The sequence below is a fragment of the Streptomyces sp. NPDC048392 genome (assembly GCF_043200575.1).
Classification (GTDB): domain Bacteria; phylum Actinomycetota; class Actinomycetes; order Streptomycetales; family Streptomycetaceae; genus Streptomyces.
Map to the genome: position 1 here is coordinate 1 of NZ_JBICYB010000058.1, position 22,260 is coordinate 22,260.

Genomic DNA, 22,260 nt, shown 5'->3' on the forward strand with positions numbered 1-22,260 from the left:
ACACAAGACGTCGGCATGCCTCCCTCACGCCGAGCGAAACCATGCCTGACCAGCAGAAATCAAGAGATCACGTTCGGTTGAGATACGGCTTCTCAGAGTCCAGCCCAGTTGGCGGCGGCGTTGAACCGTGGCGGCAAGGAAGCGGTGTCCGCGGCAGAGGTCGCGATGCGGCACGGGGCGAAGACGCTGGTGGTGCAGGTGCAGCGCAATGCGTCCGGGCGCCCCGGCCCACGGGTGATCACAGGCAAGTACCGAGCGTCGTGGCAGTCCGACGTGCATCGGGCCGGGCCCGTGATCGTCGCCGAAGTCGGGACCAATGCACCGCAGGGCAGGCGGCTGGAGTTCGGGTTCGTCGGCGTCGACAGCCTCGGCCGGCACTACAGCACGCCGCCGTTCCCCCACCTGGGGCCGGCCGTCAACGCCTTCGGCCCGCTCCTTGTCCGGGAGTTGCGCGGTGCGGTGTCGAGGACGCTGTGAGCGATATGGCCAACGGTCTCGAGGACGCTCTTGCGGGCGTGCTCGCAGACCACGAGCGGGGACTACTCGCCCGCGCGGTCGTGGTCGCCGAGGTCCTCGACGAAGACGGCGAGCGGAGCCTATCGATCTTGACCACGCCTGGCGTGATGGAGTGGGACGCACTCGGTCTGTGCCGGTACAGGGTGCTCAGCGTTGAGGGGCCCGCGGCCGCGTACTTCGCCGGAGGTGACCTGTGATCGAGCGCGGCCGTGTGACGGAAGCTCTGCAAGGGATGCTGGCCGCAGCTACTGGCAGGCCGTGCGGTCGTGGCCGCCTACCGCTCCTCGACGGGCGTCCGGCACCGTTGCCGTACACGGTTCTGTACCCGCAGGGCGGCACGGTCGGCGGAGCGCCGCTCTCGGACAGGGCGGAGGATGCAGGTCTCGTCTATCAGGTGACCGTCGTGGCCGCGCGCACCGATCAGGCTGAGTGGCTCGCGGATCGGGTCCGGCGGGCGCTGCTCGGCCGTACGGCGCAAGGCGCGTGGGTACATCCGATTGCGGCTGCCGGTGTGGATGTGTGGGCGCGGGAGCTGCTCGTCGATGACGGCGTGGATCCTGCCGGTGCAGACGATGGTGTCGTGACGGCGGTGCAGCGGTACGAGCTCTCGGCTACGGACTGCGGGGGCGTTACCGCTACCGAGGGGGATCCGGGGCTTGAGGAACATCGGCGTCGGATCATGCGGCAGCCGTAGGTCGGCGCGATGCGGCAGATGGGTCGCCGTGGACCCCTCCGGCGGCAGCCGGGACGTTGCCGGGGTCGTCGGCGGCTACCGTTGATCAGCTTCGACGGCGTGAAGCAGGGCCCGCTAAATCGGTACGTTCGGGCTACCAGGTCCGCGTACCTTGCCGTCATGTCTTCCGATCCATGGGGCGACTTGGCCACCGCCCTTCTCGCGGTGCACGAGCCGTTCGCGCACGACTTCGCTACCCACCACGGCTTCCTCCCCGGCTCCCCCGCAGCCTTGGAGGTAGCAAGCGAGCCGTACACCGACGATTGGGCCGCAAAACCATCGCGCAACGCCAACATCACGGGAGCGCACCTAGCCAACCTGGCCATGGATCATCTAGCGGGCCTGGCCATCCTGCTGCGCACACAGAGCCCTGTCTCCGTCTACGGTCCCTCATCGGTGGCGCGCAGCACGATCGAAATCGCCGCCCGGTGCTACCACCTGCTTGAACCCGGAGTATCGCCTCTCGAACGCATCCGGCGCCAACAGAGCGACCGCCTGGTGGCTCTGTGGGAAAGGAAGCGCCTTGTCGAAATAGTGCGCGGAGAGAGCTCCGCCGAGGCTCAGGAAGCCATCGACCACCTCGATTCCCAGATCAAGAGCGTCGTCGACTCTGCCCGCCGTCACGGCCTGACCCCGCGGAACCTCAAGGACAACAAGCGTGCCCCCTTCATCGCCGGGCCCGAGGCCACAAAGCCGGTAGGTGCAACTGATCTGGTTGAAGCTCTCGTCGGTCAGGGAAACGGCCTAGGCGCCTTCTCGTATCAGACGATGAGCGCCGTCGGCCACGGCCGGGAGCACGGCATAATGCAGTTCTTCACCCATCGCGGCGCACTCCTCGACCACACACACGGCGACGCCTTCGGGACGATCGAAGCCACACCGCAGCAGACGGCCCAGAACCTTGCTGGAGTACCCATAGCTGTGGTTGGGATGCTGAGCCGTCTCTACGCCCATTTCGGGTGGCCGAACGGGAACGCAGGACCTGCCGCCAATCGCTTGCTGCTGGTCTGGGGTCGGGTCGCCGGGATCCCGATCAAGGCTTAGGGGTCCGGGGTGGTTGACGGCGGCTCAGCCCGCGCTACCTCACGCTGGGCGCGCTGCTCCCGGCGATACTCCTCTTCGGCCTCGTCGGCGTGCTGCCACTCCTCGCGCTTCAGCTCCAAGGAGGACCGGGCCTCCTTGAAAGCGAGGCTCGGTTCCGGTAGTCGCTCCTCCCGCTGCCACGCGCCGACGCAGGCCACGGCGTGGCTGATCACGCCGCTCAGCACCCAGGACCGAGACCGCCCATGGTAGGCGTACTCAAGCCCGGACTGCCACGAGTCCATCAACTCCATGGCCTCGTGAAGCAGGGCGCGCAGCTTCTCGTTGCGGATTGCCTCAACGGCGATGCGCGCCGGACCGATGATGTCCTCCAGCTCCTGGTCCCATGCCTGCCGGATGGCTGCGAGTTGTTCCAACTGCTCGCGGTCCAAGCCGCGTTCTCGGGCCTGGGGAACGTCTCGTACGTGTCGCTGGAGCTGACCGAACGTGTCGGCGAGCGCGGCCACGGCGGCGTCCTGCTTGGCCTCCAGGCGGGCCTGCTTGGCGTCCTCCATCGCCTTGGCCTGTGCCTTGTGTGTGCCGAAGTATGAGGCCGCCGCACCGACCAGGGCGCCGACGAGTCCCGAAACGGGTGAGAGCCAGTCCATGGACGCCAGTCTGCTGGATGGTCAACATGCCCGGCCCTCCTATCGCATCAGGGGCGCCATATCTGCGGTAAACGGTCAGCCAGCTCGCCGCGCTGCTACATGTGCACCAGGCGTTACGTAGCGGAAGGCGTGCGCAGCGGCGTGCGGCCAACCTCGATGGCTTCTGCCGCCTCCTCCTCGTCGTAGCTGACGGTTCCTTCGCCGCGGCACTCGTCGCACTTGTCCCAGACGAGCTCGGGTTCATCGTCGTCAGTGCCCCGAATGACTTGCACAGACCCGTCGCCGTCGCATTCGTAGCAGGTGAACACGTACTCGCCGGGTACCAGTTCCATCGCGTTGTCCCTCCCCAGGAGCCTGTGTGAACTGTGATCCTAGCCAGCCGCTGAGGTAGATCGTCACGGAGCGTACAGAAGCGCGATCTGACACCGATGTTCCTCAAGCCCCGATCCTGATTCCGGTCTTTCGGACATACGCCTGCCGTCTGTGCCGGGGAAATTCGCAGGCGAACGCTGGCAGCGCGCGGGATCATGGGGCATGAACCCGGACGACTGGCATCTCACCGAAGACGTCGAGGCGTTTCTCGCTCGAGCGGGAGACTTCCTGCGCTCACGTCCCGCATTACACACCGTCCCCCTCACCGTGACCGAGGCTCTGCGTACCCGCGGAGCAAGCGCGTACGGCACGGAAGCCCCCCTGCTTGGCTGGCTGGCGCGGGCAGGCGAGGTGCGTGCGGCCTTCTTCCGCACCCCACCCCGCCGCTTGAGCATCACCCCTCTGACTCCCGCCGAGGCTGACGCCCTCGCCGCTCGCCTCGCCGGCCTCGGCCATGTCCTTCCTGGCGTCAATGCGGATGACGACACTTCCGACGCGTTCGCCGAGGCGTGGGCGCGGCACACGGGCCTGACGCCGACCCTTCACGAGCGGGAGCGCCTGTACCGCCTCGGCGCACTCACCCCGCCGGATCCGGCTCCCGAAGGCCGAGGCCGAGTCGTGGAAGAGCAGGACCGCGCTCAACTCATGCTGTGGTACCGCGAGTTCGTCGCTGCCATCGGAGGAACTGCCCCTTCAGACGCTCGCGCCTGGGCTGACACTCGTATCGCCGATGGACGTGTCACGTTCTGGGAGACCCCGGACGGCACCCCCGTCTCCATGGCCGGCGCGACGCCGTTGGTCGCAGGACAGATCCGGGTGGCTCCCGTTTACACCCCGGCCCATCTGCGGGGCCGCGGTTATGGGGGTGCCGCGACGGTTGAAGTGAGCCGGGCGGCGCTGGCGGCGGGCGCGGCGGAGGTGCTGCTGTTCGCGGACTTGGCGAATCCCACCAGCAACTCCTTGTACCAGCGGATCGGGTATCGCCCGGTCATCGACTTCACGGTGTACGACTTCCCGGCGGGCGCACGCGATGTCGGTGTCTGAGCGGTGATCGGGTGCTAGTCGTTGGGGTGTTGCAGCCGAAGCCAGTCGAGGAATCCGACCAGGGGCGACGTGTCCAGGGGGTCGGGGTCGAAGTGCATGATGTCGTTTCGGATCTGCCGTACTTCGTCGAGGGCCTTCACGAAGATCTTGCGGTCGGCTTGCCAGCCGAGCCGCTCCCACATCTCCGTGGAGCCCAGGAGCGTCTGGTACTCGCTGATCGTCAGGTCTGCGGCGTTCTCGGCGGGATCGCGTCCCTCGCCTTGAACAGCGGCGCGCAGTTCCTCTTGGGTGAAGGATCCGTCGGCGATCTTTCTGTCGATGATCTTCCGCAAGCGTCGCTCGATCTCTGCGATCAGCAGGAACGGGCGTGTCAGTGTGTCGAATGTTCGGCTCAGGTCGGCCGTCGTGACGACTCCGGTGAGCATGTTCTTGCGGTCGCGGACGAATACGAACCCTGACTCGACGATCTGCGGGATGACGCTGAGCAGGTCATCCTCTGCTTGGACTTCTTTCGCGGGCACGATGGCGTCCCGGAGCGTGGCGTGCGGGTTCGCGAACTGAGCGCGGGCAATGGATCGCCAGCTGACCGCTCCTTCGAGGGCTCTCCCGGCTGTGACGGGACGCTGGTCGAGGTGGGATGCCAGCATCATGGAGCCGGCGGTGGCCAAGGATGCGTCCCGGCTCAGGCTGGGGATTTTCGGTGTCCCGGAGGTGTTGTCCGGGTCTGCGCCTGCTGCCCAGATTTTCGCGGCTTCGAGGCTTCCGATCTTGATGCCGACCGGTTCACCGGGCGGCGCATCTGCCTGTGGGAGTCGCGTGATCTGCACTGATTCCCAGGAGTTTTGGGCATCAAGATCCGGTGTGGTTTGCAGCCCTTCCGCTGCGAGATCAGCCACGATCCTCGCGACGATGCGGTGCCGACGTCGCTTAGCGTTCCAGAACGCGAGCAGGTCGGAGATAGGTATTTCAAGAGGGTTTGGGCTACTTGCCCGCTTTTTGGCTTCGACGAGGAAGTCGTCGTAACTCGAGTCAGCCTCGGCAAGTTCCTCTGCGGGCTCGGCCTGGTCTACCGCTTGCTCTTCGTCGCGCGCCATTTCGTGTGCCCCCTCCGCCGTGTCCTTCGGCATCGTAGGGATCAAGGTGGCGGGCTGCAGCGCCTTCGAGGGGATCAGCAGATCTGCAGCCGACGACAGTAGGGTGATCTACGTGCACCGCTCAACCGTTCTCGTCTGAGCGCGCTCGCACCCTCACCGCGGAGGCCCCGCGCGGACGCCCAACCACCCCGTGGTGTGGGCCGGTTCCCCGACAGTCGTCGAGGGACGGGGCCTCTCGGATGTGTGGCTGCCGTCCCGGAATCGGACAGCAGACCTTGCAGGTAAAGAAGTTCTCCCGGCGCGGAGTGACCCGCGTCCTGTGGCTCAAGACCGTCGCCGACACTGGACACGTCCCCACCCGCGCCGAACTCACGGCCGGCACCGACCTGACCGATGCGATCGCGGCGATCGATGGCTGGACTCTGTCGAACCAGGCCATCGAAACCCCCGACCTCGGCTCGACGTTCGAGTCGAAGATCCCCGGCACCGATCAGGCCGACGACTCCTCCCTCGGCTTCTACGAGGACAAGGTGTCCGACGAGATCGAGCAGCTCCTGAAGAAGGACGACACCGGCTGGGTCGTCTTCCTCCGCAAGGGCGACGTCGCCGGCTCCCGCTCGATGGACGTCTTCCCGGTCCGTATCGGATCACGGTCGCCGAACTACTCGACGGACAACGAGGCCGCCAAGTTCACGGTGAACTTCTCGATCACGGAGAAGCCGACCCAGGACGCCGCTGTCCCGGCCGCCACGGCGCCGAAGATCGAGAAGTGATGCCGGTGGCCACGGAGACCAAGACGGCACCTGCCCCGCCGGCCAAGGCTGTTGCCCGTGACGCGCACTGGGCGGCCAAGCTGGCCCGGCTTCGCGCCCGGCAGCTGCCCGAGTACACGCTGGTGATCTGTGACGACCAGGACGCCAAGCGGCACCTGGACGAGACGCTGCGGGATCTCGCCCGTTGCCGCATGGCGGATGCAGAAAACGGTCGCGAGTACAGCGATGCGACGGCGAAGGCCGAGGCTGAGGTCGAGACCGCGCAGGAGATGTTCGACTGCGTCGCGGTGGAGTTGACGTTCAGGGCGCTGCCGCGTCCGATCTTGGACGGGCTGATCAAGAGGTTCCCTCCGACCGAGGCGCAGGCTGAGGACGGGGACGCGTGGAATCCGGAGACGTTCCCCGCGGCTCTGATCGCCGCCGCGCACATTGAGCGGGACGACGATTACAACGTCGTGGAGGGCATGAGCGAGGAGGATGCGCAGGATCTCCTCGACTCGTGGCCGGTTGCCGAGTCGAACGCACTGTTCGCGGCGGCGTGGCAGGCCCAGCAGATCGTGCGCACCAGCACCGTGGAGCTGGGAAAAGGCTGATCACGGACGTACAGCTCCGTACTGAACTTGAGCTGTGTGACCGCTGGGGCATTCCGCATTCGCAGTTCCTTGGTGCGGGTGATGGCCGCTGGACCGAACTGGACCGGGCGAAGGCGTTGGCGTTCGTGGCGTATCAGCGGACGGTGTGCGATCAGTGTGGAACCCGGCCTGCTGAGTGGGACGAGGAGCTGGGTGGTGACCGGTTCGCGTACGTCACGACGAGCGTGCGCTGTACCGGCTGTGAGCTGATCGCGCACGAGCAGGACCAGGTCCCGGACGGCCCCGACGGGTACGGGGTGCGGATCGGGCTGGTGCCCCGCGACGTGCCGTAGCGGGTGGTTGAGGGTGGGGGCTAGGAGGAAGGGGCGCGGGGAGGTAGGGGCACCGGCAGGTGTCGTCGTACACGCTCAGCGTTCAGGCGCGAGCGGACTTCTCCCGTCTGCTGTCGGAGATCCGGCAGGCCTCCCGCGCCATGCGCGGCCTGGGCCGCGACACCGCCACCCTCAACCGGCAGCTCACTCAGATCGGGGCTGGCGCCCGAGGGTCGTCGACCGGTCTGCGCGCGCTGACCCGTGACTCCGATCGTGCCCGTGCTGGGCTGCGCCGTGTCGGCGCGGACGGGCACGCGTCGATGCGGCAGCTCCGCCATGGGCTGCTCGGCGCCCGGCAAGAAGCGCACCACCTGCGCGGCCTTCTGGTCGGCGGCGGCATCGTCGCCGGTCTCGCGGAGATCGCGAAGGAAGGCAACGAGTACCAGCGGGCCATCAACAAGTGGGGCGCGGTCACCAATGCGTCCGGCTTGGAGATGGTGCAGGCCGCGGCGAAGGCCCGCGAGCTCGGCGCCGACCTCAAGATCCCCGGCACGTCTGCGGCGAAGGCCGCGGACTCGATGCTGGAGCTGGCCAAGGCCGGCCAGACCAGTACGTCGTCCATCGCGAACGCGCGGGCTGCGATGCAGCTCGCCGCGGCCGACAACCTCTCGGCCGCGGACGCCGCCCGGTATCTGGGCGACGTCATGGACCAGTTCGGGCTCAGCTCGAACAACGCCGGTCGTGCCGCCGACGTGCTCGCGGCGTCGGCGAACGCCGCCTCGGGCGGGCTGCAGGACATCTACTACGCGATGTCCTACACGGGCCCGGTCGCCGCCCAGTTGGGCATCTCGATCGAGGACACGTCGGCTGCGGTGGCGATGCTGGCCCGCTCCGGCATCCTCGGCTCCAAAGCAGGAACGTCCCTGCGCGGGATGCTCACCAACCTGTCCCGCCCGACCGCACGGATGAAGCGGGGCCTGGCGGAGCTGGGCATCGAGGCATGGGACACGCAGGGCAACTTCAAGGGCCTGCGCACGGTCATCGAGGGCTTCGAGCAGGCCCAACACCGCATGTCCCAGAAGGACTTTCTGGGTTCCCTCGCCGACGTGGTCGGCAAGCCCGCGCTCGCAGGTGCGTCGGCTCTGGCGCATCAGGGCGTCGAGTCCTTCGACCAGATGCACACGGCGATCGCCCGTACCGGCGCGGCCGGGGAGATCGCCGCCTCGCAGACCGAGGGCCTGGCTGGTGCGGTCAGCCAGCTCAAGACCCAAGCCTCGAACACCGGGCAGGTCTTGTACACGGCGGCCGCACCCGGGCTGGAGAAGGTCACGCGGCTGCTGACCTCCGGGATGGCCGCGGCCACGCCCGGCATGGCGGCCGCCATCGACTACGTGCACGACCTGTACACGCTGGCCCGCCCGTCCGTGTCCAAGGCCGTCTCAGCGGGTTTTGACGAGGTCGCTGGATCGCTCGGAGGTTTGGGCGGGCCGCTGAAGGACCTTGCCTTCGACACCGCGGCCGCGGGGTTCAACGTCCTCATCAACGGCGGCCGTGCCGTCATCGACATCCTGCGCAACGTCGGCTCCGCCGTCTCTCCCGTCGCTGACGCCATCAGCGACGTCGCGGAAGAGGCTGATGCGGGCGGCACCGCACTCGACATCATCGTCACCGCACTGAACCTGGTCTCCGGCGCCGCGGGCACCGTGTCGGGCGCGTTGGTCCCGATCGGGCATGTTGTGGCCGGCCTGGTGCGCGGGTTCGGGGCTCTGCCGGGGCCGGTACAGACGGCGATCATCGCGATGCTCATGGCCCGTCGGGTCGCTCCCATGATGTCGCGGCTCGGCCAGACGGTGTCCGGGCCGGTCGTGGGCGCGTACCGGTCTCTCGGTGACCAGATGCGTCTCCAGCAGCACCTTGCGGCTGCGCAAGGGCAGTCGATTGGCCGGATCGGTCAGGCCCTGGCGGTGGTGCAGACCCGCATTCCGGTGGTGGGGCAGATGGCGTCCGCGTTCCGCAACGCGAACGGGCCGATCACCGGAGTAGCGCGTGCGATCGGTACGGGAGTCGGTGGCGCGGCCCGCGGGCTGATGGGTGCACTCGGCGGGCCGTGGGGTGTGGCGCTTGCCGCCGCGGGGGTCGGGCTGTCGATGCTCGCCTCCCACCAGCAGAAGGCCGCCCAGGCGGCGGCCGAGCACCAGTCGCGGATCAGCAGCCTCACCCAGGCGTTGCGCGAGTCGAACGGTGCCGTGACGGAGAGCGTCCGTACCGCAGCCGCCCAGCAGTTGATGGACACCAAGGTCCTCGACGGCAAGGAGCGCCTGGTCGACGTCATGTCGAAGGCCGGGGTCCCCATCAGGCAGCTCACCGATGCCTACCTCAGCCAGGATGACGGCCTGGCACAGCTCCAGAAGCGCATGGAGGACGTCGCCGCGATCAACTTGGAGCCGGTACGCGGCGGCGGCGTCATGTACAACGACGTGGGCCAGAAGGCTCACGACGCCGCGGAGGCCCTCAGCTCCGTCAAGGGCGAGATGTCGCAGGCGGTGAAAGACGCCCGCGATCTCGCCGACGTGAACGGTGCCGCGGGCCGGTCCGCAGCCGATGCGGTGGGGCCGTTCGGCAAGTTCTCCGACGCGATGCGCCGCCTGTCGGACACGACTGCGGACGCCGACTCCCGTGCCCGCGCCCTGCATGACGCGCTGAACATCCTGGCAGGCGGCTCGGTGAACCTGTCCGCCGCCGAAGCACGGCTGAACCGGTCCGTGTCAGATGCGGCCGAGGCGTTGAAGGGCGGCGTCGATAACGCCCAGGGGTACGGAAAGTCCCTGCTGAACATGGATGGCTCGCTGTCCACGGTTACCCGCAACGGGCAGAAGCTGTACGACCTGCTGCAGGGCCTGTCGACGAACTCCGCCGACGCCGCGCTCGCGGCCTACCAGTACGCCGAGGCGAGCGGGAAGTCCGTTCCGGAGGCGCTGCAGGCCGCGCAGAAGCAGATGGAGACCGCCCGGGATTCGGCGATCTCCACAGCCGAGGGCTTCGGTCTGTCCGCCGAGCAGGCGGCGAAGCTCGCCGACAACGCCGGTCTGGTCCCCTCGCAGGTGTCGATCCTGCTGCAGACGGCCGGTATGGACGAAGCGATGGCTGAACTCATCGCCGTGCAGCAGGCGTTGAAGGCTCAGCCGGACAAGAAGACCATCACGATCTCCACTCTGTCGAACGATGCTCGTGAGGATCTGGAGAAGCTCGGCTTCAAGATCAAGGACTTGAAGGACCGCCGTGTGGAGGTCACCGCCCCCACGGATCTGGCGCGCACGGATCTGGACGCACTGATCTCGAAGATCGCATCGACCCCGGGTGGCAAGCACGTCAATGTCTCCGCCTCGACGCAGGCGACGATCGACAGCTTGGAGGCGGTCAAGCAGAAGATCGCCGGTGTGCCCGGCGGCAAGTCGGTCTCCGTCAGCGCACCCACCGGCGAGGCCCGGAAGCAGCTGGAGGATCTCGGTTTCAAGATCGCTGAGGTGCCGGGCAGTAAGAACGTCACCGTCACCGTGCCCACGAGCGGGGCGACGGACGCGGCCACCCGGATCCAGGGCGCGATCAACGGCATCAGCGGCCGGTCGATCGGCATCGGCGTCTTCATGAAGGCCACCAGTTGGGACCGGGATGCCAACGGTGTCCCGGACGCCATCCAGGCCCCTCAGGCGCGCGGGTCGGTGATCGACTACTACGCCAACGGTGGTGTCCGCGAGAACCACATCGCGCAGATCGCACCGGCCGGATCGTGGCGTGTTTGGGGTGAGCCCGAGACGCACGGGGAGGGCTATGTGCCTTTTCGCCGGTCGAAGCGGCCTCGGTCACGGGCGATCACCGAGGAGATCGTGCGGCGCCTCGGCGGTGACCCGTCCGGCATCGAGTGGTACGCGGACGGCGGCGTGTCGAACTGGTCGTACCAGCCGCTCGGCGGCTCCGGGTTCTCGGTGTCCGACGTCGTCTCCAAGTCGCAGCGCAAGGGCAAGGGCGGCAAGGAGCACTTCGACCTCGGCATGTTCGAGCGGAACCTGCGCAAGTCCGTCCGCACCGCCTCAGCGTGGCGCAACGACCTGGCGACCGTGTCACGGCTGGCCGGCACGGATGTCGCGAAGGCATTGGAGGAGATGGGTGAGGACGGTGTCGCTCTCACCCGCAAGATGGCCCGCGGCTCCAACAAGTACGTCAAGTCGATGGCCGCGCAGCTCACCAAGCTCTCCGGCACCGCGAAGGCCACGCTGGGCGACTACACGGGCCAGCTGCAGAACGCGGTCAAGGACTCCACGACGTTCCAGAACAATCTCGCCAAGCTGGCGTCCAGCGGGTACGGGGCGCTTGCTGCACGGCTGGCGGAGCAGGGCGACGAGAACGCTGAGGCGCTCGCCGCCCAGGCTGTGCGAGACAAGAAGAAGGCGAAGCAGGCCAACAGCGCGGCCCAGTCGGCGGGCAAGACGCTCGACGCGGACCAGCTCAGCGATTTCGTGAAACTCATCGGTGCTCTGGCCAAGGGCCGCGGTATTCACGCAGTGGCCGAGAAGGCAGGGCTCGACGAGGACCGGCTCATCGAGATCGCCAACCGGGGCAAGGCCCAGATCAAGGCCACAGGCAGCAAGGCGGACCGGTTCCTCGCCGACCTGGTGAAGGCGAACGCCGGGAAGGCGTATGCGAACGGCGGTATCTGGGAGCCGGGCGTGTACTCCTCAAGGAACGGGCTGATCAAGTTCGCCGAACCGGAGACTCGCGCCGAGTCGTACATCCCGCACGCGGTCACGAAACGCGGCCGGGCGACCGCTGTGCTGTCCGAGACCGCGGACCGCTTCGGATACGGGCTCACGCCCAAGCGCCTGGTTGACGCCGGGGCAGGACGGTCGCAGGTCGTGGTGGTGCACCAGGCGCCGGCGATCGGCCAGCAGACGATCCAAGTCACCCGCGCCGGAGCAACCGCCAACGACATCGCATCGGCTGTGTCATACCAGATGCGCCGGGCCCGCCGCGGAGGTGTCCTGCGGTGAGCCAGGAACTCAAGGACTTTCAACTGGAGTTCGCCGGAATCCGGATCGGGCACGGCACCAGCATTCCAATCTCTGAGATCGAAGGACTGGCCCGGCCTGGCGTGCGCGGGGAGGCCGTGGAGCGGCCCAACGCTGATGGCGTATGGCTGGCCCCTGACTGGTACGAGGCCCGGACCCTGCGCATCGACTGCGGCGTAAAGACACCGGGCGATCCGGCTGCAGCTGCCCGCATCGTGGCCCAGATCGAGGAGGCCGCTGACGACCCTCGGGTGCGCACGGTCGGCGGGGCAGTGACGTCGCTGCGGATCAAGTGGCCTGGCGCACCGGTGCGCGTCTTGTACGGGCGGCTCCGAAAGGCCGAGGCGTCGTGGGAGAACGCGGCCTTCGGATGGGTGCCACTCGATATCGAGTTCACCGCCCCGGACACCCGCTTCTACGCGGACACCCAGCAGTCCGTGGAGCTCAAGCTCGGCTGGCTGTCCGGCGGCGGGTTCACCGCGCCCGTGCAGGCCCCGATCCGTGTGAGTGACGGTGACTTGTCGGGGCAGAACCGGCCCGGCTGGGTCACCAACAACGGCACGATCGACGCCTTCCCTGTGCTCACGGTGTACGGGCCGTGCACGAACCCGGTGATCACGCATGTGGAGAGCGGCCGGCAGATCGCCCTGGGGATCACGGTGCCCGCGGGTGAGCACGTCACGATCGACACCCGCCCAGGTCAGCGCACCGTCACCCGGCAAGGCGGCGGCACCGTAGCGACGACCTCACCGTTGGGCGACTTCAAGCTGCCCCCTGGAAGGTCAGAGATCCGCTGGATCGCATCCGACCCGACCGCGTCCGCACGCCTGACCGTGGCATGGCGCGACGCCTTCAAGACCCTTGTGAATCCGAAGGAGACCCCCGTCCGATGACGCTCGCCCAGGCCCCGCTGCTCGTGAACGGCGCCACCCATAGTGCTCAAACGTTCCGGCAGATGATCAAGGATCTGTCCCGCGGCTCGGAGGGTGTGACGGAGGCCGCGGACTTGAAGGTGATGCCGCTGCCCGTGCCGGGGGGTGGTGTGCAGGTCAGCGATGGCTCTGCGGTGGTGCGGGGGAAGGCGTCGACGTGGCAGGGGTCGTACACGGCGTACAACATCGGCACCGCCACTGTGGACATTGCGCCCGCTGGTGCGGCGCCGCGCTCGGACTTGATCGTGCTGCGCGTACAAGACCCGGAGTTCGAGGGCGGGTTGGACCCGGCCAAGGACGCGATCAACTTCTTCGACGTCATTCCCAACGTGTCCTCCACGACGTCGTCGCCGCCGAAGGGGGTGACGGGGGTGGCGCTGGCCCGCATTGACCTGCCGGCGAATACCGGCACGGTGACGGCCGGGATGATCCGCGACCTGCGCAGGGTCGCGAACCCGCGCCGTGAGCGCACCCTCTACACCGCCTATCCGACCAAGCTGACGAAAGCCTGGAAGGACGACGACAAGTGGTACAACTGGCCGCCCGAGGCGCGCTGGCAGATACCCGTGCCGGACTGGGCGACCAAGCTCATCCTCACGATCACCCTTGCCGGGCTGCGGATGGACTACGACTCGCTGTACGGCAAGCTGCAGCCGGTTTTCGGCACCATCGAAGGCCAGGACACCGTCGTCGACGACAACCAAGGCAAGGTCGTTCGCCGGTCCACCGCTGTGGTCGCCGACACCATCACCCTGCCCGCCTCGTACCGGGGCACGACGCAGACGCTGTACATGCAGGCGCGGATGGCGAAGGACTGGAAGGGCGACCTCGGCGTCGACGGCGGTACGTCGATCATCGCGGACATCGAGTTCACCGAAGGCCCGGTGTGACCTGCTGTGGCCTACCGGTACCTGACCCAGGACGCCCTCACGGGCCAGTGGCTGTCCCACGACCTCCCGTTGAAGGGAGTGGAGTTCGGGCCCGAACTGAACGGGCCCGGAGAGCTGATCGGCTCCCTGTCACCCCGGCTGGCGTCGTCGCATCCCGAGCTCACCAAGAACCGAGGCAACACCCTGCTGTATGCAGAGCGGAACGGGCTGCTGCGGTGGGGAGGCCTCATCTGGCAGGCCGAGCCCGAAGGCAGCACGATGCGGATCGAGGCCGCGGGCTGGTCTTCCTATCTGCACAAGCGTCATGACCTGGACGGTGAGCTCGGCGGCCGCGGCCCGTACGTGAACACCGACGCGTGCAGGGTGATGCGGGACATCGTGTCGTACGCGCAGTCGATCCCCGACGGCAGTCTGAACATCACTGTGGACGGCACGACGTCGAAGGCGACGGTGGGCACACCGGCAGAGCCGTGGCACTCGAACTGGTGGGAAACCCCGGTCCTCGGTGACCTCTTCGACGATCTGGTGAAGGCACCGGACTCACCGGACTACACCTGCACCACCTGGTGGGACGCGAATCGGCGGCCGGTGCGCCGTATCCAGATCGGCTATCCCCGCCTTGGGGCGCGCCGTACGGACATCGCGTTCTCCACGGACACCAACATCACCACCTCCACTCCGGTCACGTACAGCGCCGACGAGTACGCGCAGGTCGTCATCGCCACCGGCGCCGGCGAGGGCCGAGCTCAGCAGCGCGCCATCGACGCCGTCCGCAACAAGCGGCTGCGACTGGAGCATGTCCTCGAACTACCCGAGGTGCGCGGCAAAGACGTGCTCGCTCAGCGGGCGCGGGCCGAGCGAGCGTGGCGGCAGAACCTCGGGCACGTCGAGGAGATCACGGTCCGCGACCATCCTGCCGCACGGATCGGGTCGTGGCAGATCGGCGACGACGTCCAGGTCACGGTCCGCGATGAGTGGGGCTCGTGGTCCGGCTGGTGCCGCATCACCGGCTACACGATCCGCCCCGACACCGATGCCGGGGAGACCGCCACCCTCCGCCTCGAACCGTCCGGCGCCCACCAGTACGCCACCGCCGTCTGAACAAGGAACACCTTCTTGCCCACTGACATAGGTACCCGGCTTGCCCGCCTGGAGAAGCTGCTGCGCACAGCCATCCGGGCGCCGAAACTCGCGAACGCGAGCCTCGAGAACGGCTCCGTCGACGTGTACGACGAGAACGGTTCCCTGCGCGCGGTCATCGGCCAACAGCCCGACGGCACCAGCGGCGTCATCGCCGTGAACGGGCCCCGCCCTCCCGTCCCGTCCATGCCCGAAGTGGAGCCGGCCCTTGGAGGGCTACGGGTCACCTGGGACGGAGCTTTCGCGGACGTGGATGCCGCGCCCTTGGATCTGTCCCGCGTGCAGGTCCATGTGCTGACGTCGGCGAGCATGCAGGCGGACCCTCGGTGGCCGACCGCGACGATCGAGGCTGCCTCCGGTGCCTCGGTCACCATCTCGGTGAACCACTACGGGCCGCTGTGGGTGCGGCTGATCGCCGTGAACACCTCCGGCATCCCCAGTGCCCCCTCGGATGCTGTCCGAGCGTCGGCGCGGCGCGCGGTCTCGGGTGACCTGGGGCAGCAGGTCATTCAGCAGGGGCACATCGCCGTCGGTGCCATCGCCACCCCGCATCTGGCAGTCGGCTCCGTCACCCCCGACCACATCGCGGTCGGTCAGGGCACGAACCTGGTGCCGGATCCCGGGTTCGAGGGCGCGTCCACGGCGAACACGGTGGCGGCGGGCGGCACGGCGTGGTCGTTCGCTCTCGGTAACCGGACGGGTGTCGGGATCCGTCTCGACTGCACCGCTGCAGCGGAAACGTACTGGACGCTGCCGCTGGCGACGGTGCCTGTCCTCGCCGCGTCTCAGCTGTTCCTCGGTGTCGATGTGCTGGCCTCGGAAGACCTCGCCGCCAAAGCGGTGAAGATCCTCGCGCGCTGGGAGAACAGCACGGGCGAGGTCCTCGGCTACGGCGTCGCGGAGACCACCAGCTATGTGCCGGGGGTGTGGCAGCGCATCACCGGTCAGGTGGCCGCCCCGCAGGGCACGACGCGGGCGGTGCTGTGCCTCGAAGCATCCGCTGCCACGGCGGGCTGGGTGGTGTTCGACAACGCGCAGGCGCACACGATCTTCGGCGACGCCACCGGCGGGGCCCGGGCTGAACTCGGCCCCCAGGGGCTGCGGTTGTACGACGAAGACGGAGAGGAAGTCGTCTCGCTCGTCTCCGGGCAGGCCAACTATCTGACTCTGCGGGACGGGACGACCAGGGTCGCCGCGATCGGCTCGACGGGTGATGCCTCGTTCCAGGACCTGAACGTCGCAGGGAAGGTCACCATCGGAGGCGACGATCTGACTGACCTGTATGACGGGCCGCGCGGCATCGTTGCGATGGACTGGATGGCCGCCGGTGTGAAGACCACCACCGGAACCGAGATGGGTTACGTCGAGTTGGCCTTCGACGCCGAGGAAGGCCGCATGTACCGCGTGGTCTACAGCGGCACCGCGGAATGCTCCCAGACCGGAGGTTCCCTTGTGCTGCGGCTGCGCAGCGGCTATGCCTCCGCTCCTTTGATCAGTTCCCCCCAGCTGCAGGAAGCACGGCATCCGCTGACGGCGACCCGGCGCGAGGCTCGACTGGAGTTGATCAGCCCGTGCGCGCCGAACGACCTGATCCGGCCCGGACGTAACCGGCTGCTGCTGACGTTCACCAGCGACAGCGGCGCCCCCTCGGGCCAGCAGGTCACATTGACTGGGGCGAAAGGCCGCCTGGGGCAGCTGAGCGTGGAGGACGTCGGCGAGCAAGCGCCGGACACCGGTGTCTACAACACGGGCGGCGCCGTCGTTCCCGACCCGCCGGTGAAGGTGCAGCGCGAGTACAAGGCGTCCTGGTCGGGGAGCTACGCGAACCGGTCCGGATACAACTCGTATTACGGCAACCGCATGGTGGCCGGCTACTTCTCGGCGAACAACGGGACCCAGGCCGCGCTGGTGGGATTCGGCGGGAGCCTCGCCAATGACCTTGCTGGCGCGAAACTCGTCAAGGTCGAGGTGTATCTGTACGCCAACCATTGGTACTACGCCTCCGGCGGCACCGCTGTCCTCAAGGTCCACGGCCACGCTTCGCGTCCGAGCAAGTTCTCCGCGGACCAATCCGGCTCGCAGACCGTCACCAAGTGGGCGCGGGCCAGCGGCCGTTGGGTGGACATCACCTCGATCTTCGATTCGACGAAGTTCCGGGGCATTGCGATCGACCCGAACACCACCAATAAGACCTCGTACGGCATGTTCGACGGCATCGGCCAGGGCCATCCGCCGCGGCTGCGCGTCACCTTCATCAAGTAACCAAAGGAGAAGAGCTACTCGTGGCCGCACTGTACGGAGACCTCGTCATCAACGGCACGTTCGCCGACGGCACCACCGGCTGGTGGTCCGGCAATCCGGCCATGGTCACCTTGGCCGCGCCGGGCAGCGGACTGGAGGCCACCGCCACTACGGACGCCGTCAACCTTTGGGATGCACCTTTCGGTCAGGACAACGTCATCCTGCGCTCCGACTGTACGTACACGCTGAGCTTCACCGCGAGCGCCAGCCAGTCCGGAACCGCTCTTCGGGCGCAGGTCGGGCTCGGCGCGGACCCGTGGACCGCCGTCCTGGACAAGACGGTGACGCTGCCCGCGGTCGACACGCACGTCGTGTTCTCCTTCACGTCGACTATCGACACCACAGCCGGGCAGGTGAGCTTCCAGTTCGGTCAGGGAACCGCCGTCACCGTGCGCCTGAACGATGTGCGGCTCACGGCGTCCACTGCCCGCGAGGGCTTCTACGTCGACCCGGACTCCAATGCCGCACGGTGGGCGGCTGTCAACGGGAACGATCCGCGGGCAGCGAAGATCGCTCAGGCCCTGGTGCGACGTCCGGCAGCCAAATGGTTCGGCGACTGGAACAAGGATGTCCGCGCTGATGTCGACGCCTACGTGACGGCCGCCGCTGCCGTGGGTCGGCTGCCCATCCTGACGGCGTACAACATGTTCAACCGCGACAACGGTGGGCAGTCCAGCGGTGGCGCCAAGTCCCCCGAGGAGTATCGGGCATGGGTGGATGCCTTCGCTGCCGGCATCGGTGAACGGCCGGCTCTCGTGATCGTAGAGCCCGACTCGCTCAGCCAGATCGGCAGTCTGCCCACGGAGGCGTCACGCGCTGAACGCACACAGCTGGTCGCCTACGCCGCAGAAGCCTTGGCCTCACGTCCCCTCGTGCGGTCCTACCTGGATGGCGGCAACGCCACGTGGATCCGAGCCGACGAGATGGCCGCCCGACTCGCAGCGGCTGGGGCAGCCCGGACGAAGGGCTTCGCAATCGGGGTGGCGAACTATGACTCCACCGACGTGTCCTGCACGTACGGACATCAAGTCTCTGAGTCGCTCGCAGCACTCGGTGCTCCCGGCGTCCGCTTCGTCATCGACACCTCCCGCAACGGCAACGGTGCCATGGACGGAAACGGGCAGCACGTCGACTACTGCAACCCCGGCGGCCGTCGCCTCGGAGTGCCCTCCTCCATAGGCGTGGGCGGAGCCGAGTACCTGCTGTGGATCAAGGTTCCTGGCGACTCCGACGGCATGTGCGGTACCGCTCCGGATGTTCCCGCGGGTACGTTCTCGCCCTTCCTTGCGGAGAGCCTCATCGACGGGCGATAGATCATCAGCGAGAGGCGCGACGACGCACCCCAAGGTGCTCCAAGAATCAGATCGTCGGGAAGGTGGCGGGTTGCGGGCCTTCGCCTGGGCATTCCACGCCCACACGAAGGTGGGCGTCGGGGGTGTCCGCCAACCGCTGAGTGATCGTGGCGTGAACCCATCGGGCCAGAACGAAACGGTCCGCGCTCGGCCTGGCCTCATGGCCAAGCCGCCCCAGTTCCCGGTACTGGAGGTCACGCTCGAGCTCGGCGACTACCGTCCGCAGGACCATCGCATCGTCGTCGCTGGCGTCGGTCACCTTTGTCGTGAGTTCCACAGTGACGCGGTATTCGTGGCCTCTGTCCGGCGAGCACTCATGACCAGCCGCAGCAGACTGGTGGTACAGGTAGGCGGTGAACGCGTGTCCACTGGTCAGCGAACCCATCCGATGTCCTTCCCGGACGACTCCGCCGTCTGCTCCAGTGCGTGCCGCACGAAGTGGAGTTCGGCCGGATCCACGTAGTCCCCGTTCTTCCGGTACGTAGCCATGCCGGGCAGCACGAACTGTGCCATCGTCACCGCTTCCGCGCAGGTGCGGCACCCGTCCAGGCTCATGAGCGTGAACGCCGGATGCTCGTCCTTGATGTGTTCGTAGAACTCGAATTCCCGCAGCCCGAGTTGGCTCTTTTCATCGGCGATACCGTGGCGCCACCAAGCGTCGGCGATACCCCGGCATCCGCTGCATGTGGTCATCTCTGGAATCAAGGTCACTGACCCACCCTAGGTTTCCGCTGAGAGGGACGGTAGCCGCCGGCCGCGCATGCCGTCCGGCTGTTAAAGGTGCTGGCCTCGATGGGTGCCGACTTGGCTGGATCTTCGACGTTCCTTGGGCCCCGTACGATCAAGACGGGTGCGGGCCCGCCAGGAGGGATCGCGGTGTCCGTGCCACCGAGTGCCGAGCCCACGTTGTGGGAGCTGCACCGTGCCGTCTCGCAGCTGCGTGAGGATCTGCGCGGTGATCTCGCCCAGCTCGCCGCCCGCTTGGACCAGGTGGTCACCGAGGACGTGTACCGGGCTGATCAGCGGGCTGTTGATCAGCGCATCAGTCAGATCGAGGCCGGGCTGGCTGGACTGCGCGGAGAGCACGATCAGACGACGGAGCGCGCCGAGCAGCAGCGCCGGGAGGACCAGGTTCAGGCTATGGCGACGCGACGGCTGGTGTTCAGCTCGTTTGTCTCGCCGGTCCTGCTGATGGCTCTGCAGCTTTGGCTCGCGTCGCGGGGCGCTGTCCCGTAACGGGGCTTGTTTCAAGGGGATTTGAGTCTTGACTCGGGCGCGGGGAGAACAGTGAGCGCCGAGTGGCGACACCTACCAGTGCCGACCGTCTCGTTTCCGCACTTCGCGCCGAGGGCGTGCGTGTGGTGGAGAGGCCGGGATGGAGAACCCACAACAGGAATCACAAGGGTCCGTTCGGTCCGGTGCGCGGGGTGATGATCCATCACACCGTGACCTCCGGGACGAACAACACCGTGGGCATCGTGGAGCGCGGCTACGAGGGTCTGCCGGGGCCTCTGTGCCACGGCATGATCGCCAAGGACGGCACCGTGCATCTGATCGGGCATGGCCGCACCAACCATGCTGGCCGAGGCGACGGCGATGTTCTCCAGGCGGTGATCGCGGAGCGTGCACTGCCGGAGGCGAACGAAGCCGATATGGACGGCAACACGCACTTCTACGGCTTCGAGTGCGAGAACCTCGGCGACGGTCAGGACCCGTGGCCCAAGGCCCAACTCGACGCGATCGAGCGCGCGGCCGCGGCACTGTGCCGGGTGCACAGCTGGAGTGCTGCGAGCGTCATCGGTCACCGGGAGTGGCAGCCCGGGAAGGTCGACCCCAAGGGCTTCACGATGGGGTGGCTGCGCGACCGGGTAGCGGCACGGCTGAAGTCCACGCCGACCGGCGGCTCGGGCGGTTCCTCGGAAGACGGCGCCTCGACCTACGTCGTAAAGAACGGCGACACGCTGTCCAACATCGGTAAGAAGCTCGGCATCCATTGGGAGCGTATCGCTCAGGCCAACAAGATCACGGCCCCGTACGTCATCCAGCCCGGGCAGCGCCTCACGCTCCCCAAGAAGGCACCCGCCGGCGGTTTTGTGCCACCTCCCTTTCCGAACGGTCTTGCTCCGGGCCGCACGTCACCTTCGGCGAAGAGCCTTCAGCAGGCGCTGAAGGACACTGGCTGGCTCGACCGCTCGGTGCCGTCCTCCGACAACTACGGCCCGCAGACCCAGAAGGCCGTGGCCGGCTTCAACCGCAAGCACAACCTGTTCACCTCCGGCCGCCCCAACGATCCTTCGATCGGCCGCCGCGGCTGGGACCTCCTGCACCGACTCGCCTACGGGAACTGATCACCTTGATCGACTTCATTCACGCCCACAGCACCCGCCTCTACGCAATCGCCGCCGCGGCACTGTCTCTGATCGCCTACTACGTGCAGGACCTGCCGACCGGCCTGATCCTTGCCCTGGTCGCCGCGGTCCTCGGCACCGGGGAAGCCATCCAGCGCGTCGAGGACCGCAAGACCCACCGAGCTCTGCTGCTCGAACCTCCGTACGCCAACAAGGACTGAAACCTCAGAACCCGACGCCTCCGTGACGCTCTCGACAAATAGCAGACCTGACCCCGACTACTTGCGATTGCGGGATGCACCTGAACGTGGCCTACGATCCCCCTCATGGCCCAGAAGGTAGTCACAACATATGTGGATGATTTGACCGGCGAGGAATCGTCGGAGATCGCCACGCACAGCATCCTCATCGACGGAGCTGGGGTAGAGATCGACCTCACGGATGAGAACTACGAGAAGCTCCTTGAGATCTTGAACCCCTATCTCCACGCCGACGGTGCTCGCCGGATTCGCGGTGCCGCGAAGAGCAAGGGGAAGTCCAAGGCATCGGCTGCCGGCAAGGACGACTCGTCGGCAATCCGAGCTTGGGCGAAGGACAACGGTTTCGAGGTCAGCGATCGCGGCCGTGTCCCGGCTGCCGTCCGCGAGGCGTACGCAAAGGCTCGCTGATTCGCGCCGAATGCGTGGTGCCCCTGCCGTTGTGGGGTCACCATGCATTCGGCATTTCAATGAAGGCGCCCAGGTCGTCCCCGAAGCCCCGGAGCGGCCCTGTGGTCGATCTTCGTTCCGGAAGGCGCTATCTCTTCGCTCTCCGCCGTACCGGTCGCCGAGCAAGAACAGGCGTTTCCCGAGTGGCGTGGCAGGGCAGTGGTGGCTGTGCTCGGGACATGGCTCGCTGCGCGCACGCGATCACGCATGGCCTGGCCGTCTCGACCCGGCGTGGATCACAGCGGTGATATCACCGGCGAGATGGCACACCGTCGCCCAGCCTGTCAGGTTGATGTCCCGCCATCGGCTGAGAAGCCGTATCTCAACCGATCTTGGAACGTGCAAGTCGAACGGAGTTCCTGGTCGGGTGATCTTGCGGTCGTACGCGCATGAAGGCAGGGCC

At 67.3% G+C, this 22,260-nt stretch carries 22 protein-coding genes and 2 pseudogenes; 19 read left to right on the forward strand and 5 right to left on the reverse strand.

What is annotated here, in order from left to right; all coding sequences use genetic code 11:
- Window positions 1–108: 108 nt before the first annotated feature.
- The 4 genes from ACGFYH_RS35130 (at window position 109) to ACGFYH_RS35145 (ending at window position 2,293) form a co-directional block, all read left to right on the forward strand.
- A complete protein-coding gene (locus ACGFYH_RS35130) occupies window positions 109–477 on the forward strand; it encodes an HK97 gp10 family phage protein (protein WP_393807228.1) in 369 nt (122 codons plus the stop codon).
- A 5-nt stretch (window positions 478–482) separates the two neighbouring features.
- Entirely contained in the window at window positions 483–713 is a 231-nt protein-coding gene (locus ACGFYH_RS35135; RefSeq protein WP_393807229.1) for a hypothetical protein, read from the forward strand.
- A complete protein-coding gene (locus ACGFYH_RS35140) occupies window positions 710–1,210 on the forward strand; it encodes a hypothetical protein (protein WP_393807230.1) in 501 nt (166 codons plus the stop codon). Before ACGFYH_RS35135 ends, ACGFYH_RS35140 begins: the two co-directional genes overlap by 4 nt.
- Before the next feature lie 159 nt (window positions 1,211–1,369).
- Window positions 1,370–2,293: a hypothetical protein gene (locus ACGFYH_RS35145; protein ID WP_393807231.1), complete on the forward strand. Its 924-nt coding sequence runs from the start codon at window positions 1,370–1,372 to the stop codon at window positions 2,291–2,293.
- Here ACGFYH_RS35145 and ACGFYH_RS35150 read toward each other — a convergent pair.
- Window positions 2,290–2,937: a hypothetical protein gene (locus ACGFYH_RS35150; protein WP_393807232.1), complete on the reverse strand. Its 648-nt coding sequence runs from the start codon at window positions 2,935–2,937 to the stop codon at window positions 2,290–2,292. The genes ACGFYH_RS35145 and ACGFYH_RS35150 overlap by 4 nt on opposite strands.
- 113 nt (window positions 2,938–3,050) lie before the next feature.
- Window positions 3,051–3,269: a hypothetical protein gene (locus ACGFYH_RS35155; RefSeq protein ID WP_393807233.1), complete on the reverse strand. Its 219-nt coding sequence runs from the start codon at window positions 3,267–3,269 to the stop codon at window positions 3,051–3,053.
- A 202-nt stretch (window positions 3,270–3,471) separates the two neighbouring features.
- On the opposite strand from ACGFYH_RS35155, the gene ACGFYH_RS35160 reads away from it, so the two are divergent.
- Window positions 3,472–4,353, forward strand: coding sequence for a GNAT family N-acetyltransferase (locus tag ACGFYH_RS35160; RefSeq protein WP_393807234.1), 882 nt, complete (start codon window positions 3,472–3,474; stop codon window positions 4,351–4,353).
- Window positions 4,354–4,367: 14 nt separating this feature from the next.
- On the opposite strand, the gene ACGFYH_RS35165 is transcribed toward ACGFYH_RS35160, so the two are convergent.
- Window positions 4,368–5,480 (reverse strand): hypothetical protein, encoded by a 1,113-nt coding sequence (locus ACGFYH_RS35165; protein WP_393807235.1) that lies wholly within the window; start codon window positions 5,478–5,480, stop codon window positions 4,368–4,370.
- Between the two features lie 242 nt (window positions 5,481–5,722).
- On the opposite strand from ACGFYH_RS35165, the gene ACGFYH_RS35170 reads away from it, so the two are divergent.
- The 9 genes from ACGFYH_RS35170 to ACGFYH_RS35210 all read left to right on the forward strand — a co-directional run bounded on the left by ACGFYH_RS35170 (window position 5,723) and on the right by ACGFYH_RS35210 (window position 18,763).
- Window positions 5,723–6,220 carry a hypothetical protein gene (locus ACGFYH_RS35170; RefSeq protein ID WP_393807236.1) on the forward strand — a complete coding sequence of 166 codons (498 nt, stop codon included), beginning with the start codon at window positions 5,723–5,725 and terminating at the stop codon, window positions 6,218–6,220.
- Between the two features lie 5 nt (window positions 6,221–6,225).
- Window positions 6,226–6,813, forward strand: coding sequence for a hypothetical protein (locus ACGFYH_RS35175; protein WP_393807237.1), 588 nt, complete (start codon window positions 6,226–6,228; stop codon window positions 6,811–6,813).
- Between the two features lie 143 nt (window positions 6,814–6,956).
- Window positions 6,957–7,145, forward strand: coding sequence for a hypothetical protein (locus ACGFYH_RS35180; RefSeq protein WP_393807238.1), 189 nt, complete (start codon window positions 6,957–6,959; stop codon window positions 7,143–7,145).
- Window positions 7,146–7,204: 59 nt separating this feature from the next.
- Window positions 7,205–12,169: a phage tail tape measure protein gene (locus ACGFYH_RS35185; RefSeq protein WP_393807239.1), complete on the forward strand. Its 4,965-nt coding sequence runs from the start codon at window positions 7,205–7,207 to the stop codon at window positions 12,167–12,169.
- Window positions 12,166–13,080 (forward strand): phage distal tail protein, encoded by a 915-nt coding sequence (locus ACGFYH_RS35190; RefSeq protein WP_393807240.1) that lies wholly within the window; start codon window positions 12,166–12,168, stop codon window positions 13,078–13,080. Before ACGFYH_RS35185 ends, ACGFYH_RS35190 begins: the two co-directional genes overlap by 4 nt.
- Complete coding sequence (locus tag ACGFYH_RS35195; RefSeq protein ID WP_393807241.1) at window positions 13,077–14,009, forward strand: hypothetical protein; 933 nt, start codon at window positions 13,077–13,079, stop codon at window positions 14,007–14,009. The genes ACGFYH_RS35190 and ACGFYH_RS35195 overlap by 4 nt, the downstream gene beginning before the upstream one ends.
- A 6-nt stretch (window positions 14,010–14,015) precedes the next feature.
- The gene (locus ACGFYH_RS35200; RefSeq protein WP_393807242.1) at window positions 14,016–15,110 is read left to right on the forward strand and encodes a hypothetical protein; all 1,095 of its coding nucleotides are present in this window, start codon (window positions 14,016–14,018) and stop codon (window positions 15,108–15,110) included.
- A 123-nt stretch (window positions 15,111–15,233) separates the two neighbouring features.
- Window positions 15,234–17,411: a hypothetical protein gene (locus ACGFYH_RS35205; protein WP_393807243.1), complete on the forward strand. Its 2,178-nt coding sequence runs from the start codon at window positions 15,234–15,236 to the stop codon at window positions 17,409–17,411.
- 20 nt (window positions 17,412–17,431) lie between these two features.
- Complete coding sequence (locus ACGFYH_RS35210) at window positions 17,432–18,763, forward strand: glycoside hydrolase family 6 protein (RefSeq protein ID WP_393807244.1); 1,332 nt, start codon at window positions 17,432–17,434, stop codon at window positions 18,761–18,763.
- Window positions 18,764–18,809: 46 nt separating this feature from the next.
- Here the strand turns inward: ACGFYH_RS35210 and ACGFYH_RS35215 are convergent, their stop codons facing one another.
- On the reverse strand, window positions 18,810–19,187 hold the full coding sequence (locus tag ACGFYH_RS35215) for a hypothetical protein (RefSeq protein ID WP_393807245.1): 378 nt from the start codon (window positions 19,185–19,187) through the stop codon (window positions 18,810–18,812).
- A complete protein-coding gene (locus ACGFYH_RS35220) occupies window positions 19,175–19,495 on the reverse strand; it encodes a hypothetical protein (RefSeq protein WP_393807246.1) in 321 nt (106 codons plus the stop codon). The genes ACGFYH_RS35215 and ACGFYH_RS35220 overlap by 13 nt, the downstream gene beginning before the upstream one ends.
- A 183-nt stretch (window positions 19,496–19,678) precedes the next feature.
- Here ACGFYH_RS35220 and ACGFYH_RS35225 point away from each other — a divergent pair, with 183 nt between their 5' ends.
- The 5 genes and pseudogenes from ACGFYH_RS35225 (at window position 19,679) to ACGFYH_RS35245 (ending at window position 21,818) form a co-directional block, all read left to right on the forward strand.
- The gene (locus ACGFYH_RS35225) at window positions 19,679–20,038 is read left to right on the forward strand and encodes a hypothetical protein (RefSeq protein WP_393807247.1); all 360 of its coding nucleotides are present in this window, start codon (window positions 19,679–19,681) and stop codon (window positions 20,036–20,038) included.
- Between the two features lie 62 nt (window positions 20,039–20,100).
- Window positions 20,101–20,877: pseudogene (locus ACGFYH_RS35230) on the forward strand (N-acetylmuramoyl-L-alanine amidase); the annotation flags it as partial.
- Window positions 20,878–20,952: 75 nt separating this feature from the next.
- Window positions 20,953–21,150: pseudogene (locus ACGFYH_RS35235) on the forward strand (peptidoglycan-binding protein); the annotation flags it as partial.
- A 5-nt stretch (window positions 21,151–21,155) separates the two neighbouring features.
- The gene (locus tag ACGFYH_RS35240) at window positions 21,156–21,371 is read left to right on the forward strand and encodes a hypothetical protein (protein WP_362755699.1); all 216 of its coding nucleotides are present in this window, start codon (window positions 21,156–21,158) and stop codon (window positions 21,369–21,371) included.
- A 105-nt stretch (window positions 21,372–21,476) separates the two neighbouring features.
- Window positions 21,477–21,818: an Lsr2 family protein gene (locus tag ACGFYH_RS35245; protein ID WP_393807248.1), complete on the forward strand. Its 342-nt coding sequence runs from the start codon at window positions 21,477–21,479 to the stop codon at window positions 21,816–21,818.
- Window positions 21,819–22,260: the final 442 nt, after the last annotated feature.

Bases quoted from the DNA above. Each gene is read 5' to 3' on its own strand.
- ACGFYH_RS35135 (WP_393807229.1), top strand. From the start codon at position 483: ATGGCCAACGGTCTCGAGGACGCTCTTGCGGGCGTGCTCGCAGACCAC.
- ACGFYH_RS35145 (WP_393807231.1), top strand. From the start codon at position 1,370: ATGTCTTCCGATCCATGGGGCGACTTGGCCACCGCCCTTCTCGCGGTG.
- ACGFYH_RS35150 (WP_393807232.1), bottom strand. From the start codon at position 2,937: ATGGACTGGCTCTCACCCGTTTCGGGACTCGTCGGCGCCCTGGTCGGT.
- ACGFYH_RS35155 (WP_393807233.1), bottom strand. From the start codon at position 3,269: ATGGAACTGGTACCCGGCGAGTACGTGTTCACCTGCTACGAATGCGAC.
- ACGFYH_RS35160 (WP_393807234.1), top strand. From the start codon at position 3,472: ATGAACCCGGACGACTGGCATCTCACCGAAGACGTCGAGGCGTTTCTC.
- ACGFYH_RS35165 (WP_393807235.1), bottom strand. From the start codon at position 5,480: ATGCCGAAGGACACGGCGGAGGGGGCACACGAAATGGCGCGCGACGAA.
- ACGFYH_RS35195 (WP_393807241.1), top strand. From the start codon at position 13,077: ATGACGCTCGCCCAGGCCCCGCTGCTCGTGAACGGCGCCACCCATAGT.
- ACGFYH_RS35215 (WP_393807245.1), bottom strand. From the start codon at position 19,187: ATGGGTTCGCTGACCAGTGGACACGCGTTCACCGCCTACCTGTACCAC.
- ACGFYH_RS35220 (WP_393807246.1), bottom strand. From the start codon at position 19,495: ATGACCACATGCAGCGGATGCCGGGGTATCGCCGACGCTTGGTGGCGC.
- ACGFYH_RS35245 (WP_393807248.1), top strand. From the start codon at position 21,477: ATGGCCCAGAAGGTAGTCACAACATATGTGGATGATTTGACCGGCGAG.